At 63.1% G+C, this 14,756-nt stretch carries 12 protein-coding genes and 1 pseudogene; 4 read left to right on the top strand and 9 right to left on the bottom strand.

From position 1 onward, the window contains the following. Positions 1-2 precede the first annotated feature (2 nt). The 9 genes and pseudogenes from C1M53_RS18665 to C1M53_RS18625 form a co-directional block, all read right to left on the bottom strand. Positions 3-773, bottom strand: coding sequence for an isocitrate lyase/phosphoenolpyruvate mutase family protein (locus C1M53_RS18665; RefSeq protein WP_129413596.1), 771 nt, complete (start codon positions 771-773; stop codon positions 3-5). Positions 774-895: 122 nt separating this feature from the next. Continuing rightward, a complete protein-coding gene (locus tag C1M53_RS18660) occupies positions 896-1,525 on the bottom strand; it encodes a sarcosine oxidase subunit gamma family protein (RefSeq protein ID WP_129413595.1) in 630 nt (209 codons plus the stop codon). Then, the gene (locus C1M53_RS18655) at positions 1,518-4,574 is read right to left on the bottom strand and encodes a sarcosine oxidase subunit alpha family protein (RefSeq protein ID WP_129413594.1); all 3,057 of its coding nucleotides are present in this window, start codon (positions 4,572-4,574) and stop codon (positions 1,518-1,520) included. The genes C1M53_RS18660 and C1M53_RS18655 overlap by 8 nt, the downstream gene beginning before the upstream one ends. Further along, complete coding sequence (locus C1M53_RS18650; RefSeq protein ID WP_129413593.1) at positions 4,571-4,885, bottom strand: sarcosine oxidase subunit delta; 315 nt, start codon at positions 4,883-4,885, stop codon at positions 4,571-4,573. The genes C1M53_RS18655 and C1M53_RS18650 overlap by 4 nt, the downstream gene beginning before the upstream one ends. Positions 4,886-4,901: 16 nt before the next feature. Continuing rightward, positions 4,902-6,154: pseudogene (locus C1M53_RS18645) on the bottom strand (sarcosine oxidase subunit beta family protein). Positions 6,155-6,244: 90 nt separating this feature from the next. After that, positions 6,245-7,582 (bottom strand): type III glutamate--ammonia ligase, encoded by a 1,338-nt coding sequence (gene glnT / locus C1M53_RS18640; protein WP_129413592.1) that lies wholly within the window; start codon positions 7,580-7,582, stop codon positions 6,245-6,247. A gap of 52 nt (positions 7,583-7,634) precedes the next feature. Further along, positions 7,635-8,963: an FMN-binding glutamate synthase family protein gene (locus tag C1M53_RS18635; RefSeq protein ID WP_101939695.1), complete on the bottom strand. Its 1,329-nt coding sequence runs from the start codon at positions 8,961-8,963 to the stop codon at positions 7,635-7,637. 12 nt (positions 8,964-8,975) lie between these two features. After that, complete coding sequence (locus C1M53_RS18630) at positions 8,976-9,713, bottom strand: GXGXG domain-containing protein (protein WP_129413591.1); 738 nt, start codon at positions 9,711-9,713, stop codon at positions 8,976-8,978. A gap of 4 nt (positions 9,714-9,717) precedes the next feature. Next, positions 9,718-10,614, bottom strand: coding sequence for a glutamine amidotransferase family protein (locus C1M53_RS18625; RefSeq protein ID WP_129413590.1), 897 nt, complete (start codon positions 10,612-10,614; stop codon positions 9,718-9,720). 302 nt (positions 10,615-10,916) lie between these two features. On the opposite strand from C1M53_RS18625, the gene C1M53_RS18620 reads away from it, so the two are divergent. The 4 genes from C1M53_RS18620 (at position 10,917) to C1M53_RS18605 (ending at position 14,753) form a co-directional block, all read left to right on the top strand. Beyond that, the gene (locus C1M53_RS18620; protein WP_129413589.1) at positions 10,917-12,050 is read left to right on the top strand and encodes an aminomethyltransferase family protein; all 1,134 of its coding nucleotides are present in this window, start codon (positions 10,917-10,919) and stop codon (positions 12,048-12,050) included. Between the two features lie 13 nt (positions 12,051-12,063). Next, positions 12,064-12,663: a dimethylamine monooxygenase subunit DmmA family protein gene (locus C1M53_RS18615; protein WP_129413588.1), complete on the top strand. Its 600-nt coding sequence runs from the start codon at positions 12,064-12,066 to the stop codon at positions 12,661-12,663. Further along, positions 12,660-13,625, top strand: a complete 966-nt coding sequence (locus tag C1M53_RS18610) for a PDR/VanB family oxidoreductase (protein WP_129413587.1) — start codon at positions 12,660-12,662, stop codon at positions 13,623-13,625. The genes C1M53_RS18615 and C1M53_RS18610 overlap by 4 nt, the downstream gene beginning before the upstream one ends. Before the next feature lie 87 nt (positions 13,626-13,712). Further along, positions 13,713-14,753 carry a DUF3445 domain-containing protein gene (locus C1M53_RS18605; RefSeq protein ID WP_129413586.1) on the top strand — a complete coding sequence of 347 codons (1,041 nt, stop codon included), beginning with the start codon at positions 13,713-13,715 and terminating at the stop codon, positions 14,751-14,753. The last annotated feature ends 3 nt before the right edge of the window (positions 14,754-14,756 follow it).

Raw genomic sequence — 14,756 nt, 5'->3', positions numbered from 1 at the left:
TCTTATCCGGAAATGGCGGCGCGCGCCTGCTCTTCCAGCCAAGCCACCATCTTGCGGTATGGCACCGGCCCATGGCTGATGCGGGCAACGCCGAGTTCGGCCAGCTTCTGGCGCGGCGGCACATGTGCCAGCGCGATGATGTTGACCGGCAGCGCAACGGCCTTGCACAGTTTTTCGATCAGCGCCGGATCGCCAAGGCCGGGCGCGAAGAAACCATGCGCGCCGGCCTTCTCATAAGCTGCGGCACGCGCAATCGCCTGTTCGATCAGGGCTTCGCTGTGCTCTTCGGGCTTGGCTTTCAGGAAGATGTCGGTGCGGGCGTTGATGAAGGCCGGTACGCCACTCGCCTTGACCGCATCCGCGGCCGCCTTGATGCGTTCGACCTGCACCGCGATCTCGTAAAGACCACCGCCACCGACGATCTGGTCCTCGAAATTGAAACCGACCGCACCAGCCTCGATCGCCTGTGCCACGGTCGACGCGACCGTCGCCGGCGCCGGTCCATAGCCGCTTTCGAGATCCATCGTAGCCGGCAATTCCACCGAAGCGGCTATGCGGCGGAAATTGTCCAGCGCCAGTGCCAGCGGGATCTTCTCGCCATCGGGATAGCCGAACGCCGCCGCGACCGGCCAGCTGCCGGTCGCCAGCGCCTTGGCGCCGGCCTTGACGACCGCTTGCGCGCTGCCGGGATCCCAGACATTGAAAAGCACCACCGGGTCGCCCTTGACGTGAAGGGCATGGAAAGCACGCGCACGTTCGATCTGGTCGCTCATGGATTTGCCTTGTGCAGGATGTCGGACTGCAGCGAGCGTAGCGTGCACCTCACAGCCGCGCCATGGCACAGATCGACAATGCTGACATGTCCAACCGTCGGTGGCAGCGACGCTGCCGCGGATCAGGACAGCGGTGTGCGGGTGGCCTCGACGCCATATTCAGCTGCGGCATCGGCAAGCGTGTGCCAAAGGCTGTCGGCAAAACTGGTGAAGACCAGCAGGCTGTAGACCGGGCTGCCATTGGCAGCATCAGGTCCGCGCCACAGATTGACGCCAGTGTGGTCGATCGACGTAGCCGCAGCAGCTCCAACCGGAAACACAGCGTCATGCAGGTCGATCGACGACACTTTGGCGAGTGCGTCACGTACTTTGGCGCCCGACAACCGGATCAGGCAGCGGCCACCGGATTGATCACTGAGAGATGCCATGCCGTCGAAGACAACCGCCAGTGATGGGACAGGATCGGGGTTGTTTCCCGCGCTGAGCACAAAGAACTGATCCGGACCGGTCCATATCAGCGTGACGCCTTTGCCGACAGCGGCTCCGGGCTTCTCCGGCGGCAGGACACCCCAGGCATTTTTGGCCGCCTTTGCGACAGCGGCGACCTGGCCACGCCGCGCCATCACCTGCACCAGGTTGAAGTCACTGATTTCCGTCATCGCGATACCGGCATCGCCGGAAGCCAGACCAAGACGGCCCGGCGTGAACGCCTTGCGCAGCGGTGACTGCGCTTCCCAGGAATACTCAACCACGCTGGCGCCCTCCCTCGGGATCGTAGAAGACCGGGCTGGTGATCTCGACATCCATCTCTTCGCCCCGCAGCGGATCGTAGGCCCGCACGATCTCGCCATGGCGTTCGCGTCCACGCTCGACCAACGCCAGTGCGATCCAGTGACCGAGCATCGGCGAATAGCAGACCGAGGTCAGATAGCCCTGGTCGGTGTCGGGACCGGGAACGGCGCCCTTGGGGATGACATGCGCACCCGAACGCAGCCTGCTGGCCTTGTTGACCGGCTTGATGCCGACCACCACCTGCCGGTCCGGCGCGACCAGCGCCTCGCGACCGGCCATGACGCGGCCGACATAGTCCTTTTTCTTCGACATCATCTTGCCGAGGCCAAGATCGTCGGCCGACGTGGTGCCGCTGAGCTCAGGGCCGGCGACATGGCCCTTTTCGATGCGCATCACGCCAAGCGCTTCCGTACCATAGGGCGTAACCCCGAACTCGGCGCCAGCGCGCATCAGGTTCTCGGCCATGGCTTCGCCATAGCGTGCCGGCACGCCGATTTCGAACGCCATCTCGCCGGAGAACGAGATGCGGTAGAGTCGCGCCCGCATGCCGCCACGCAGCGACACCTCGCGCACCCCCATGAACGGAAACCCTTCATTGGAGAGGTCTTCTGCCGGATCGCACAGGTTCTTCAGAAGGTCGCGCGTGTTGGGGCCGGCGATCGAGAACTGTGCCCACTGATCGGTGACCGAAGTCAGCTGTACGTCGAGCTCGGGCCACAGCACCTGCCGGCAGTATTCGAGATGCTGCATGGCCGGCCCGGCCTTGGCGGTGGTGGTGGTTAGGAAATAATGATCCTCGGCCAGCCGCGACGTCGTGCCGTCGTCATAGACCAGGCCGTCCTCGCGCAGCATCAACCCGTAGCGGGCTTTGCCGACCGCGAGATTGGAGAAGGTGTTGATGTAGAGGCGGTCGAGGAAGGTGCCGGCATCCGGACCACGCACGTCGACCTTGCCCAGCGTGGAGACATCGCAGAAGCCGACGCCGTTGCGCACGGCGCGTACCTCACGCGTCACCGACTCCAGCCAGTCCTTCTCGCCCGCGATCGGATACCATTGCGCACGCTTCCAGAGGCCTGTGTCGACGAACACGGCACCCCGCGCGGCTGCCCAGTGGTGTGATGGCGTCAGGCGCCACGCATGGAAATTCTCGTCACGATGGTGACCGGCCAGTGCGCCGATCGCCACTGGCGCATAGGGCGGTCGGTAGATCGTCGTGCCGGTATCGGCGATGTCGCGCCCGCTTGCCTCGGCCATCAAGGCAAGGCCGTTGACGTTGGACAGCTTGCCCTGATCGGTCGCCATGCCGAGCGTGGTGTAGCGCTTCAGATGCTCGACACTCTCGAAGCCTTCACGCTGCGCCAGCTTCACATCGGAAGCCGTGACGTCGTGCTGGAAATCGACGAAAGCCTTGCCCCCTTCGACATGCCACAACGGCTTGATGGCAAATCCTTCATCGTCGCCCTGGGGCTCTTCACCAGCCTTGCCCTTTGCGCCGCAGTCTTTCGCGGCAACGGCCCCGGCCGCATGACCTTCGCGCAGGCAGGCAGCAAGCGAGAAATCACCGCCGGCTGCGCCCACCATGACCATGCCGGCAGGACACTGTCCGGGTACAAAAGCCGCGATGTCATCGCGCCAGATCGGCCTGCCGCGCTGGAACGACGACAGCGCCACATTCGGATTCCAGCCACCCGACATGGCCAGGCAGTCCGTTTCGATCTGTTGCGTACGGCCGGCTGCATCGCGCACGATGATGCTGCGCACGCCGTCGACTCCGCCTTTCACTTCGCTGACGACGCCGCCGAGCTGTCGCACGTTGAGTCCGCGATAGGCCTCGGGAACCACGCCACGGCTGTCGATCACGGCAGCGACGGAAGCCCCTGCACGCTGGACGGCCTCAGCCGTGCGCCAGCCGTCATCATTGTTGGTGAACAGCGCGACCTGGCGCCCAGGCATTGCCGCGAAACGGTTGATGTAGCTGCGCACGGCGGATGCCATCATCACGCCTGGCCTGTCATTGCCCGGGAAAACGAGCGGACGCTCGATTGCGCCGGCCGCGACGACGGCGCGCCTGGCGACGATGCGCCAGAGCCGCTGGCGCGGCTGATGTGCCGGCGGCACCGCGACATGATCGTTGACCCGCTCGAGTGCGCCATAGGTGCCGCCGTCATAGACACCGAAGACAGCCGTGCGGGTCATGATGCGGATGTTGGCCAATCCCGCGATCTCGCGCTGTGCTTCCGCCAGCCATGCCGCCGCCGGCTTGCCGTCGATCTCGCCATTTTCGGAGAGCAGCCGGCCACCGAGTCGATTGTCCTCTTCGGCCAGGATGACGCGTGCGCCGGCGCGACCGGCAGCGAGTGCGGCGGCGAGGCCAGCCGGGCCGCTGCCCACCACCAGCACGTCGCAATGCGCCCAGGCTTTCTCGTAGTGATCCGGATCGGCTTCGCCCGAAGCCTTGCCGAGGCCGGCAGCGCGCCGGATGGCTGGCTCGTAGAGCTTTTCCCAAAACTTCGCCGGCCACATGAAGGTCTTGTAGTAGAAACCGGCGACGAAGATCGGCGAAAACAGCGAGTTCACCGCCATGACGTCATGGCGCAGCGAGGGCCAGCGGTTTTGGCTCTCCGCCGTGAGCCCATCGTAGAGCTCGGTCGTCGTGGAGCGTGTATTGGGCTCGCGCCGTGCGCCGCCGCGCAGTTCAACCAGGGCGTTCGGCTCTTCCGCTCCGGCGGTCAGGATGCCGCGCGGCCGATGATATTTGAACGACCTTCCGACCAGCCTGACGCCGTTGGCCACCAGGGCCGAGGCCAGCGTATCCCCGGCGAAGCCGACCATCTTCCTGCCATCGAAGGTGAAGCCGAGCGGCTGCTTGCGGTCGATCTGGCCACCGCTCGGCAGGCGGTGGGACTGCGTGCCTGCCGAGACGAAGCGCGGCGGCCGTGCATCGGCTGAGGCCTTGTCATTGAAGGCGAGTGGCGCGGCATCGCCGGAAATCTGGCTGGTCCTGCTCATGATGTCGCGCCTGCCTTGGCCGGCTTCTGCGCACCTGCACCCGGTGCCGCGCGCACGGCCTTGATTTCATGTGTCGTCGTGCTGCGGGTGACGGTCAGCCAGGAACGGCAGCCGCCGCCATGGTACCAGCGTTCGTCCATGTCGCCGGCAACGTTGTCACGCAGATAGACGTAATCGAAGAAAAGGTCCTGCGCGTCCGGCTGTTCGGTCCCGTCGGCTGCGAAAGCCATCGGCCGCCTCGGTGCCGCGTCGCCGAGGTAGGTGAACTCGCCGAGTTCGCGTTCTCCGCAGAATGGGCATGCTATGCGCATGGCGCCTTACTCGCTTTCAATGCAGGTTGGGTTGGGCGCCCTGGCCCTTCTCGTCGATCATCGCGCCGCGCCGGAAGCGGTCGAGCCGGAAGCGTTTCGCTTCTTCATGCGGCTCATCGCGAGCGAGCAGATGGGCAAAGACCAGGCCGGAGGCCGGCGTCGCCTTGAAGCCGCCGTAACACCAGCCGGCATTGAGATAGAGCCCGTCGATCGGCGTCCTGTCGATGATCGGCGTGCCGTCCATCGACATGTCCATGATGCCGCCCCACTGGCGCAGCAGGCGCACGCGGCCGATCATCGGCATCAGCGCCATGCCGCCTTCGCAGACGTCTTCCATCACCGGCATGTTGCCGCGCTGGGCATAGGAGTTGTAGCCGTCGAGATCACCACCGAAGACAAGCCCGCCCTTGTCCGACTGGCTGACGTAGAAATGGCCCGCGCCAAAGGTGATGACGCCTGGAATGAGCGGCTTGATCGCCTCGGATACGAAAGCCTGCAGCACATGGCTTTCGATCGGCAGGCGCATGCCGGCCATCGCCGCGACGCGCGAGGTGCTGCCGGCCACCGCCATGCCGACCTTGCCGGCACCGATCGTGCCTCGCGCCGTTTCGACGCCGGTGATCCTGCCGTTCTGGTCGCGCGCGAAGCCGGTCACTTCACAGTTCTGGATGATGTCGACACCGAAGGAGTCGGCGGCGCGCGCATAGCCCCACACGACCGCATCGTGGCGGGCTGTGCCGGCGCGCGGCTGCCACAGGCCGCCCATCACCGGAAAACGGGCATTGTTGTAGTTGAGGAACGGCAGCACCTTGCGGATCTGATCGCTGTCGAGCAATTCCGCGTCGATGCCGTTGATGCGCATGACGTTGCCGCGCCGGGCGAAGGCATCGCGCTGGGCATCGGAATGATAGAGGTTGATGATGCCGCGCTGGCTCACCATCGTGTTGTAGTTGAGGTCCTGCTCTTGGCGCTCCCACAGCTTCATCGACAGCTCGTAGAAGCCGGTGTTACCCGGCAGCATGTAGTTGGAGCGGATGATGGTGGTGTTGCGGCCGGCATTGCCGGATCCGATCCAGCCTTTCTCCAGCACCGCGACGTTGCGGATGCCGTATTCCTTGGCGAGGTAATAGGCGGTGGCCAGTCCATGACCGCCGCCGCCGATGATCACCACGTCATAGTGTTTCTTCGGCTGGGGATCGCGCCAGGCGCGCGTCCAGCCCTTGTGGCCTGAAAGGCCGCCGTGGCGAGCGAGAAGATCGAGTACCGCATTTCAGTCTGTTCTGACCTTTGTCCCAAGGCGTTTCCGGTTTTCGGAAACGCCTTAACCGCTACCGACTTTTCCTGGACTTGCTGCTACCGCTAAACGTCGAGCGTGTGATCGCGCTCCCACTGGGTGAAATGCGACGCGTAGGAGTTCCACTCCTGCTGCTTCAGGCGAATGAAGGCAGCCGAGAATTCCTCGCCCATTGCCGCCTTCAGGGAGGTGTCCTTGTCGTATTCGCGCAGTGCATCGAGCAGGTTGAGCGGCAGCTTTGCACCATGGGTCACGGTGTGGCCGTCCTTGTACATATCGATGTCGCTGCGTGGGCCTGGATCGGCCTTGCTCTTCATGCCGTCGAGGCCAGCGGCAATGATCACAGCCTGCATCAGATATGGATTGGCGGCACCGTCCGGCAGACGAAGCTCGAAGCGGCCCGGCCCCGGCACACGCACCATGTGCGTGCGGTTGTTGCCGGTCCAGGTCACCGTGTTCGGCGCCCAGGTCGCACCCGATATGGTGCGCGGTGCGTTGATGCGCTTGTAAGAATTGACGGTCGGGTTGCAGATCGCGGCCAGCGCCGAAGCATGCTTCATGATGCCGCCGAGGAAATGCCGGCCCTGCTCGGAAAGCCCGAGCTCCATGTTCTTGTCGGCGAAGGCATTGGTCTTGCCGCCGAGATCCCAGACCGAGATATGCGCGTGGCAGCCATTGCCGGTCAGGCCCTGGAACGGTTTCGGCATGAAGGTGGCACGCAGGCCGTGCTTTTCGGCGATCGACTTCACCATGAATTTGAAGAAAGAGTGCTTGTCGGCAGTCGCCAGCACATCGTCATAGGCCCAGTTCATCTCGAACTGCCCATTCGCATCTTCATGGTCGTTCTGGTAGGGCTCCCAGTTCAACGACAGCATGGCGTCGCAGATTTCGGCGATCACGTCATAGCGGCGCATCACCGCCTGCTGGTCGTAACAGGATTTGGCAGCCGTATCGTATTCGTCGGAGATCTGCTTGCCGTCGGGCGTCGTCAGGAAGAACTCCGGCTCGACGCCGGTCTTCACGCGGATGCCGAATTCGGCCGCTTCTGAAACCAGGCGCTTCAGCGTGTTGCGTGGCGCCTGCGCCACGCTCTTGCCTTCCATCAGGCAATCCGAGGCCAGCCAGGCAACCTCCGGCTTCCACGGCAGCTGGATGACCGAATCCGGATCCGGCACGGCAAGCATGTCCGGGTGCGCCGGCGTCAGGTCGAGCCAAGTGGCAAAGCCGGCAAAGCCGGCTCCGTCCTTCTGCATGTCCGATATCGCCTGAGCCGGCACCAGCTTGGCGCGCTGGCCGCCGAACAGGTCGGTGTAGGAGATCATGAAATATTTGACGTTACGCGCCCGGGCGAAATCCTTCAGCTCTGCGGTAACAGCCGTGCCGGCTTCGAAATTGGTTCCCATTGTTTTCCCCTGGGTTTTTCTTCTTGTTGTTTTGATTGATCGAAGAAGATGCCTAGAAGCTGCCCTTTCCCGGTATCCAGCCGGTGCCGGCGAGCGGAACGCCAGCCATGGCCGCGGATTCGATTGTCAGTGCGCAGAGATCCTCCGGCTCCAGGTTGTGCACGTGATTTTTGCCGCAGGCACGGGCGATCGTCTGCGCTTCCAGCGTCATCACTTTGAGATAATTCGCCAGGCGGCGGCCGGCTGCAATCGGATCGACGCGTTTCATCAGCTCCGGATCCTGGGTGGTGATGCCGGCCGGGTCCTTGCCCTCGTGCCAGTCGTCATAGGCACCAGCCGTGGTGCCGAGCTTCTGGTACTCGTCTTCCCAGCGCGGGTCGTTATCGCCGAGCGCGATCAGCGCGGCAGTGCCGATCGACACGGCATCGGCGCCCAGCGCCAGCGCCTTCGCCACATCCGCGCCATTGCGGATACCGCCGGAGACAATGAGCTGCACCTTGCGGTGCATACCGAGATCCTGCAGCGCCTTCACCGCCGGCCGGATGCAGGCGAGTGTCGGCTGGCCGACATGTTCGATGAACACTTCCTGCGTTGCCGCGGTGCCGCCCTGCATGCCGTCGAGCACCACCACGTCGGCGCCTGCCTTCACGGCAAGTGCAGTATCGTAGTAGGGTCGCGCACCGCCGACCTTGACGTAGATCGGCTTTTCCCAGTCGGTGATTTCACGCAGTTCGAGGATCTTGATCTCGAGATCGTCCGGGCCGGTCCAGTCGGGATGGCGGCAGGCAGAGCGCTGGTCGATGCCCTTGGGCAGCGTCCGCATCTCGGCGACGCGGTCGGAAATCTTCTGGCCGAGCAGCATGCCGCCGCCGCCTGGCTTGGCGCCCTGGCCGACAACGATCTCGATGGCATCGGCGCGACGCAGGTCACGCGGGTTCATGCCATAACGTGACGGCAGATATTGATAGACGAGCGTCTGGGAATGGCCGCGCTCCTCCTCGGTCATGCCGCCGTCGCCGGTGGTCGTCGAGGTGCCGGCAATCGTCGCGCCGCGCCCGAGCGCTTCCTTGGCCGGTCCCGACAGCGAGCCGAAGCTCATCCCGGCGATGGTGATCGGAATCTTCAGCTGGATCGGCTTTTTCGCATGGCGAGCGCCGAGCGTGACGCTAGTGTCGCAGCGCTCGCGATAGCCTTCCAGCGGATAGCGCGAGATCGATGCGCCGAGGAACAGCAGGTCGTCGAAATGCGGCAGCTTGCGCTTTGCGCCGGAGCCGCGGATGTCATAGATGCCGGTCGCCGCCGCACGGCGGATTTCCGACATCGTATAATCATCGAACGTAGCCGACCTGCGAGGCGTCGTCGGAGGATTGTGATAGGTCATTTAGGCGTCCCCTCAGTACGCGTCGGCGTTGTCGATATTGAAATTGTAGAGCGTACGGGCCGATCCGTAGCGTGTGAACTCTTCCGGCTTGACATCGGTGATGCCGGCGCGGTCGAGCAGTTCCTTGAGCTTGGCGATATGCTCCGGCCGCATTTCCTTCTTGATGCAGTCGGCACCGAGGCTCTTCACCTCGCCGCGCACGAACAGGCGTGCCTCATAGATGGAGTCACCCAGCGCATCGCCGGCATCGCCCAGCACGACGAGATTGCCGGATTGCGCCATGAAGGCCGACATGTGGCCGACATTGCCGCGCACGACGATGTCGATGCCCTTCATCGAGATGCCGCAACGCGACGAGGCATTGCCCTCGATCACCAGCAGGCCGCCGCGGCCGGTTGCACCGGCGTACTGGCTGGCGTCGCCCTTCACCGTGATCTGGCCCGACATCATGTTTTCGCCGACGCCCGGCCCGGCCGAGCCGTGCACGGTGATGCTGGCCTTGTCATTCATGCCGCCGCAGTAATAGCCGACGCTGCCGCGCACCTCGACGGCGATGGGTTGCGCCACACCGGCAGCAACTGCGTGGCTGCCTTTCGGGTTGATCACTTCCCAGCTTGGTTCGTCGGCCGCATCCGTCACCTGATGCAGAGCGAGGTTGAGTTCGCGCAGCGGTGCCGCATCAAGGTCGAAGACGCGCGGTGCGTAGTTGACTTCGCGCTGAGGCGCCTTGGCGAGAGTGGTCACGGACATCGGCTCAGTGCTCCCAGAAATAGACGGTTGACGGCTCCGGCTCCCACACCTTGGCATCCTCGATGCCGGGCAGCTTGGTCAGCGCACGGTATTCGGAGCCAAAAGCAACGTAGCGATCAGTCTCGGCAAGCACCGCCGGCTTGCAGGCGATGGCATCGCGCACCACGCCGAAACCGTTCTTGGTGCCGACGACAAAGGTGAAGAAGCCATCGAGGTCGCTGACGCTGCTTTCCAGCGCCTGGCCAAGATCCAGGCCATGCGCGATCTTCGAGGACAGATAGGCGGCAGCCACCTCGGTGTCGTTCTCGGTCTCGAATTTCATGCCCTCGCGGATCAGTTCGCGCCGCAGGTTGTTGTGGTTGGACAGGGAACCATTGTGCACCAGACACTCATCTGGACCGGTCGAGAAAGGATGCGCGCCGAGTGTGGTGACTGCGGATTCGGTTGCCATACGAGTGTGACCGATGCCGTGGGTACCCGTCATCTTGCAGACGTCGAAGCGCCTCACGACGTCGACCGGCAGACCGACTTCCTTGTAGATTTCGATGGCTTCGCCAGCGCCCATGATGCGCACCGACGGGCGGAGTTCGGCGATCGCCTCGCGCGCCGCCTCGACCTTGCCGGCCGGCACATCGATCACCGCATGGGTGGACTTGGCCAGCAGCTTCACCTTCGCGTCGATCTTCTTGCCAAGCTCGGCTTCCAGACCAGCAAAATCCGCCTCCGGTGATGGTGACTGAATCGTAACCTTTGCTTTACCCTTGGTGGCCGCACCGTAAACCGCGATGCCCGCGCTATCGGGGCCGCGATCGGTCAGCATCACCAGCATTTCAGAGAGCATGGCGCCGAGTTGCGGCTCCAATGTCTTGTCCTTCAAGAACAGTCCCACAATTCCGCACACGACGTTACCTCCAATGGCAGCGGTCCGATGATTGGACGCTAGCAGCTTTGAAAATCCAATTCAACTGCTATGAATGTTTTTTTCCTTACAGAAAAGTCTCGCACCACGTCTCGCCGCGGAACCGGGACCTCCTGGGAGGACTAAAGTCGGAACCAGGGAAAGTTGCCTATCAGTAATATTTCTTGCACAAAGATATTGCCCAGACGACGGAATTCGAGTCAATATGCGTCTGGCGAAAGTGCAGGCCGATAAGAAAAGAATGGCCGCTTTTCGAAGGTACCCTTGAGGAGAAGGACACCCACATGACAGCTTCCTGGCGTTTCTCGACTTTGGCCGACCGCCATCGCGCCCTGGGCTCCAAGCTTGAAGACTGGAGCGGCATGGGCACGGCCTGGACCTATGACAAGGACGCCGACGAAGAATATGTCGCCATCCGCACCAAGGCCGGCCTGATGGACGTTTCGGGCCTGAAGAAGGTCCACATCACCGGCCCGCACGCCTCGCATCTGATCGACCTGTGCACGACGCGCGATGTCGAGAAGATCTACCCGGGCAAGTCGGTCTACGCCTGCATGCTCAACGAGGCCGGCAAGTTCACCGACGATTGCGTCGTCTACCGCATCAGCACCAATTCCTGGATGGTCGTGCATGGTTCGGGCACCGGCCACGAGGAGCTGACGCGCGCATCCATCGGGCGCGACGTCTCGGTTCGCTTCGACGACAACCTGCACGACCTGTCGCTGCAGGGCCCGACTGCCGTCGACTACCTGGCCAGGCATGTGCCCGGCATCCGCGACCTCAACTACTTCCACCATATGCAGACCCAGCTGTTCGGCCTGCCGGTGATGATCTCGCGCACCGGCTATACCGGCGAGCGCGGCTATGAAATCTTCTGCCGTGGTCAGGATGCCGGCACGATCTGGGATCGCATCCTCGAAGAAGGCAAGAGCGACGGCATCATACCCTGTCGCTTCACTACGCTCGACATGCTGCGCGTCGAGAGTTACCTGCTGTTTTATCCCTACGACAATTCGCAGAAGTACCCCTTCGACAACGAAGGACCTGGCGACACCCTGTGGGAGCTGGGACTGGATTTCACCGTCAGCCCCGGCAAGACCGGCTTCCGCGGCGCCGAGGAACACTACCGCCTCAAGGGCAAGGAGCGCTTCAAGATTTTCGGCGTCTTGCTGGAAGGCACCAAGCCTGCCGACGAAGGCGCGCCGATCTATCGCAACGGCAAGAAGGTCGGCGTCGTCACCTGCGCGATGTATTCACCGCTGGTGAAGAAATCGATGGGCATCGCCCGCCTCGATGTCGACTGTGCCGTCGTCGGTACCGAACTCGAGATCCGCAACGCGTCCGGGTCGGTGAAGGCGACCGCACAGGCATTGCCGTTCGACGATCCCAAGAAGCTGAAGCGCACGGCGAAAGGCTGATCCGTTGGACGGGATGCCGGCAAAGACGATCCTCAGTCGCCCGGTCTATGGAACCCTGTCGCCCCAGACCGGCAAGAACCATCTCTTCGTCGCGGACGCCGAAGGTGCGTCCGCGATCCTCGACCTGGCGAAGAAAGCTCCGGACGGCTTCTTCGCCAGCACACACATCATGTTCATTCCGGAAACGAGCCGAAGCCAGTTCCAGGCTTCGCTCAGGGCCCTGAAGCCTGCGCAGTTCTACGAGGGTCCCTCGATCGCGGCAGCCCTGCCCCGTCTCAGGCAGACGCTTGCCAATGCGCATATGGGACTGAGGCTTTATCTTGCCGGCACCGAAGGGCTGATCGGCCAGGCCATGCAGGTGGCGCTGGAGGCCGGCATCGATCATTCCTCGATCCAGACCGAACACCGCGGCTCCTGGGCACGCCGGGTACAGTGCGTCCATTGCAAGGGCGTTACAGAGAACGTCACCACGCAGCCGGCCACCTGCGCGCATTGCGGCCTGCTGCTTCTGGTGCGCGATCATTACTCGCGCCGCCTTGCCGCCTTCCAGGGCGTCTGCATCAACGCCGAGGATCCGAGCGAGATCCCTCAGAAGGAGGAGATTTTCCGGTGAGCGCGGGTACGACAAAACTGAACGTCACCGTGACCGACGTGGTTGCGGTCAATGAGCTGGTGAAGCGTTTCCATTTCGAGCGCACCGATGGCGGCGACCTGCCGACCTTTTCCGGCGGTGCCCATGTCGTGGTGGAAATGCGCGATGGCGACAAGTCCAGGCTGAACCCCTATTCGCTGATGAGTTCGCCGCACAACACGCGCGACTACACGATCAGCGTGCGCCGCGACGATTCCGGCCGCGGCGGCTCGCTGTTCATGCACAACCGGGTCAAGCGCGGCATGGAGATGGTGATCTCCTATCCGGTCAACCTGTTCTCGCTCGATCTCAGAGCAAGGAAACATCTGCTGCTGGCGGGAGGCATCGGTATCACGCCCTTCATGGCCCAGACTGCCCAGCTTGCGGCTGAAGGTGGCAATTTCGAACTGCACTACACCTGCCGCACGCCAGTGCTCGGTACCTATGCCGACGTGCTGCGCGATCGCTACGGCAAGCGGGTCAACATCTACTACGATGACACCAACGAGCGCCTGCCGCTCGAACGCCTGCTGACTTCGCAGCCGCTCGGCACGCATCTCTATGTCTGCGGTCCCGCTGGCATGATCCGCTGGGTGCGCGAGACGGCGGCGGCACATGGCTGGCCGGACGAAACCGTGCACTACGAACACTTCGCCGCGCCGCAGCCGGGTCTGCCCTTCGACGTCACGCTGGCGCTCAGCAAGATGCAGATCAGCGTCGGCGAAGAACAGAGCCTGCTCGAGGCGATGGAAGCCGCCGGCATCGACCCGCCCTATCTGTGCCGCGGCGGCGTCTGTGGCCAGTGCGAGACCAATGTCGTTTCCTATGACGGCACCTTCAAACACAATGACCACTGGCTGACCGAGGCCGAACATTGTTCAGGCAAGAAGATCATGCCGTGCGTTTCACGCTTCGAGGGCAAGTCCCTCGTGCTGGAGCGCTAGCCTAGGGCGCTTCCGGGCTAGACGCGCACAACGGTTTGCGTCCGGAATTGCGTAGACACAAAGAGTTGGAACCACGGGGAGGAACCTATGGGCATCAATTTCAGGCAGGAAACATTCCGGGACGATTTCACCTTCAGGAACAGCCCGGAATTCATCCGGCGGTTTCCCTTCCCGTTTCACGAAGACGCCTACATGTATGCGGTCAACATCGAGCCGCATGTGCCAGGCCCGAGAGGCACCGTGCTCGAAAACCTCATCGACGTCGACGAGCACTACGTCTCCGAGATGCAGGACCGCGCCAAGGTTCTCGCCGAGGATCCGCTGCGCTGCCAGTCACTGCCGCATATGACGCTGGCCGGCTGGGACCTGCTCGAACTTCTGATGACCGAGCAGGCCAGGGGTTATCCCGAGCACTTTACGCTCACCCGCGACGGCGATCGCTGGCGCTGGATCAACCGGCCGCTCGGCATCGACGACAGCTTCACCTTTGGTGATCTTTCCACCTTGCCCTACGGACCGATGGAATACATCACGCGTCAGAGCCAGGGTGACTTCTGCATCCTCGACCAGCGCGACGGCAACCTCTGGATGGACGCCGGCATGGTCACCACCCAGGCCGACTGGTCGCTCGACTTCGACATCGGCATGAACTTCTTCGAATGGCACGCGCCGGTGCCGCTGGCCCATGAAAAGGGCATCTTCACGCGGGCCCTGAAGTTCCTCACCAACATCCAGCAGGGCAAGCCCGCGCGGCGTCTCAACTGGACGATGACGATCAACCCGCGGCTCGACACCAGCCCCGAGAACTACCACAAATGGGGACCAGACCGGACCACGGTGACGCCCGACAATGTCGGCGACAAGGTGCATCTGCGTGTCGAATTGCAGAGCTTCTGGCGCCTGCCACGCTCCAACGCGCTGGTCTTCCCGATCCGCTGCTATCTGATCAAGATGGAGGAACTGGTCACCGTGCCGAAATGGGCGCGCCGCTTTCACCGCGTCCTGCGCGACCTGCCGAACGAACTGGTCGAATACAAGGGCCTCACCCGCTACCGGCCGACCACCCTCGAATGGCTGTCGAAGTATGACGACGGAACCCCCACCTCGCCTGGTTTCGCCCCGGACTAAGTT

It is taken from the genome of Mesorhizobium sp. Pch-S, assembly GCF_004136315.1.
Taxonomy (GTDB): domain Bacteria; phylum Pseudomonadota; class Alphaproteobacteria; order Rhizobiales; family Rhizobiaceae; genus Mesorhizobium.
This window is presented reverse-complemented; position numbering and strand designations above follow the sequence as displayed.

Bases quoted from the DNA above. Each gene is read 5' to 3' on its own strand.
- C1M53_RS18665 (WP_129413596.1), bottom strand. From the start codon at position 773: ATGAGCGACCAGATCGAACGTGCGCGTGCTTTCCATGCCCTTCACGTC.
- C1M53_RS18655 (WP_129413594.1), bottom strand. From the start codon at position 4,574: ATGAGCAGGACCAGCCAGATTTCCGGCGATGCCGCGCCACTCGCCTTC.
- C1M53_RS18650 (WP_129413593.1), bottom strand. From the start codon at position 4,885: ATGCGCATAGCATGCCCATTCTGCGGAGAACGCGAACTCGGCGAGTTC.
- glnT (WP_129413592.1), bottom strand. From the start codon at position 7,582: ATGGGAACCAATTTCGAAGCCGGCACGGCTGTTACCGCAGAGCTGAAG.
- C1M53_RS18635 (WP_101939695.1), bottom strand. From the start codon at position 8,963: ATGACCTATCACAATCCTCCGACGACGCCTCGCAGGTCGGCTACGTTC.
- C1M53_RS18630 (WP_129413591.1), bottom strand. From the start codon at position 9,713: ATGTCCGTGACCACTCTCGCCAAGGCGCCTCAGCGCGAAGTCAACTAC.
- C1M53_RS18620 (WP_129413589.1), top strand. From the start codon at position 10,917: ATGACAGCTTCCTGGCGTTTCTCGACTTTGGCCGACCGCCATCGCGCC.
- C1M53_RS18615 (WP_129413588.1), top strand. From the start codon at position 12,064: ATGCCGGCAAAGACGATCCTCAGTCGCCCGGTCTATGGAACCCTGTCG.
- C1M53_RS18605 (WP_129413586.1), top strand. From the start codon at position 13,713: ATGGGCATCAATTTCAGGCAGGAAACATTCCGGGACGATTTCACCTTC.